Source organism: Paramaledivibacter caminithermalis DSM 15212 (assembly GCF_900142245.1).
GTDB classification, from domain to species: Bacteria; Bacillota; Clostridia; order Peptostreptococcales; family Caminicellaceae; genus Paramaledivibacter; species Paramaledivibacter caminithermalis.
The window spans coordinates 1-2,366 of the sequence record NZ_FRAG01000126.1 but is presented as its reverse complement, the minus strand read 5'-3'; the positions used below and the strand labels follow the sequence as shown (position 1 = coordinate 2,366).

The window sequence follows — 2,366 nt, the reverse complement described above, 5'->3', positions numbered from 1 at the left end:
AAACAATTAAATGAGTTTATGAACTATTTTATAGCTTCGCTACCTACTGTTTTAAAGGAAAAGCTGGCTATTTTGTGCTGCGAAAGTTGAGATAATAATTTATTCCCGCCTGTAGGAGTATTATTATAAGTATTAGTTTACAACATTAAAGAGTAAATATTTTTCGAGATAAAACTGTCCAAAAATGTAATAAAATACGGTAAAATTATTTGTGATAAAGTATTCACTTCATTACATTTTGGGTAGGTTTGTTAGAATGAGGAGAGTCAAGGTGACAATTCTTTTGACTCACCATCTCAGAAAGACAAACGAAACGTCCCCCTTGTCTTCCCCTTGTCTTTCGTCCCCCTTGTCTTTTTATGTTGTACCACTGGGCATATCCTGTACCTAATCTTTTTAGTGAAATCGAAATATCTTCTATCCCCTCTTTGATTAATAGATGAATATGGTTTCCCATAAGGCAATATGCATATATCTCCAACTCATATTTCGTAGATATCTTTTTTAATCTGCATATATATTCTTCAAAGTCATCCTTTTCAAGAAAAATATCTACATGATTTATTCCTCTAAATATTACATGGTTTATTCCTGTCTTACTCTTTTTCCTTGCTGTTCTAGGCATTGTGATTCTCCTCATGGCTTTTTACTCTAATATATCATGTGTTTCAATAAGAAGCAAACGAACCGTCCCTGTGCTTCAACCTTATCACGAGGTTATTTTCCATAATATGTATGATAATAAGATTAAAGGAAATATATACGGCAATATATAAACTAATAAAGGTATAGTAATACAACAAAGTAGAATCTTATATGGATTCTTGTCTAGCGGCTTATTTACGAATTCTTTTAAATAATCAATTTTAGTGATCGCTACATATAATATAATAAGTATAATAATTGCTTTGACAAAATATTGTATAATAATATCCATCAGTAAAGTCACCTCAGAATTAAATTTTTATATCATGAGAACTCATAAAAAGTACAAATAAATATTACATATAATTGAGATTATTTATTCCAATTTTAAATAATATACTCTTTACTCTAACTTTAGTATATGGACTTTTTTGATAAATTGGAATACTTAACAAAATACAAATAATTAATACTTACTTTGATAATATACTTTTAGAGGAATAAAAGAACACTTCTTTTACCCCTCTAAATTTAGTTTAAATTACCAAGATATTTTTATCTTGTCTAATTTTATATAGTGGTTACCAAAATCTTTATGTGCACTTGCACTTGTACTACCCATACCCATACAGTCTGATACAACTTCAGCTTTGATATACGCATTATATACATGACCAGGTTTTGCATTAATTTCTAAACTTTTATTAAAACTATTTTTTCCATTCCAAGTGCCTGCACTTTTCCAGTATGATTCACTTACTAACGTTTTATCTACTTCAACTCCATTATCCAAATCTTCAACAATTAACCAAATATTAATATCTGAATTTCCTTGTGCTGCTAATAATGCATTAGCTATTGTCCAATCATAAGATCCAACAAAATTTACAACCATAGATTTATTACTGTTTCCTGCATAGTAAAACTCTTTGCCTAATCTTCCTTCAGCCATAGCATAACTATTAAGCAAATGTCCACCGGATATAGAATATAGATTAAGTTTTGGATCAGAAACAGATGCTTTTGCTCTAGCATCACCTTTATTATTATCATAGTCATTTTCATAACTTATGTCCATATTATAAAATGTTTTTGTTTTATTAGGGTATACAGGATCTACTCCAGGATCTACTCCACGTGTTGATAATCCATCGCAAATGATAGATTTTTTATTCATTTCTCTAAACATCATATCATTAGTTTCACGAAATTCTTTAAGTCTAATTTCAAATTCAGCTTTATATTGTTCAATTTGTTTATCTGTTAGCTCAATATCTTTAGTTTGGGCAAAACTTCCTATAGGCATAGTTATAACTAATAATAATGATAATACTAAAATTAATGACTTTTTCATTTTACAATCCTCCTCGCATTATTTATTACATAGGACATAAATAATAATTTTTCTGTCCTCCTTTCATTCAAGCTCCTTTCACCAACGTTCTAGTGTGGTATATAATCGAGGTATCTCTTACCACTTTGTGGAAAGGATCAGGAACCCTATAGGGTAAGGCTTGAATTATTCCCTAACCAACCTTACATTATCCTCTTGTTTTTTCAATAAACTTCACTCTTTTTTTCTTTCTCTGATATAATTAAATCACCAATATATATCATTTCCTATTGTAAAAACTTTCTAGTTTTTCATAGGAAGTGAATTTTTTCATTTGAATCTCTTATCCCATTCACTACTTGTCCCTCCTTTCTTATGACAACTGTAA

General features: G+C 29.4%; 2 protein-coding genes. Both read right to left on the bottom strand.

Annotated features, from left to right (window positions below):
• Positions 1-223 precede the first annotated feature (223 nt).
• A complete protein-coding gene (locus BUB36_RS18755) occupies positions 224-625 on the bottom strand; it encodes a transposase (protein ID WP_073153827.1) in 402 nt (133 codons plus the stop codon).
• A 561-nt stretch (positions 626-1,186) separates the two neighbouring features.
• Positions 1,187-1,999, bottom strand: coding sequence for a hypothetical protein (locus tag BUB36_RS18750; protein ID WP_073153825.1), 813 nt, complete (start codon positions 1,997-1,999; stop codon positions 1,187-1,189).
• Positions 2,000-2,366: the final 367 nt, after the last annotated feature.

Coding starts and splice junctions, on each gene's coding strand:
- BUB36_RS18755 (WP_073153827.1), bottom strand. CDS start 625: ATGCCTAGAACAGCAAGGAAAAAGAGTAAGACAGGAATAAACCATGTA.
- BUB36_RS18750 (WP_073153825.1), bottom strand. CDS start 1,999: ATGAAAAAGTCATTAATTTTAGTATTATCATTATTATTAGTTATAACT.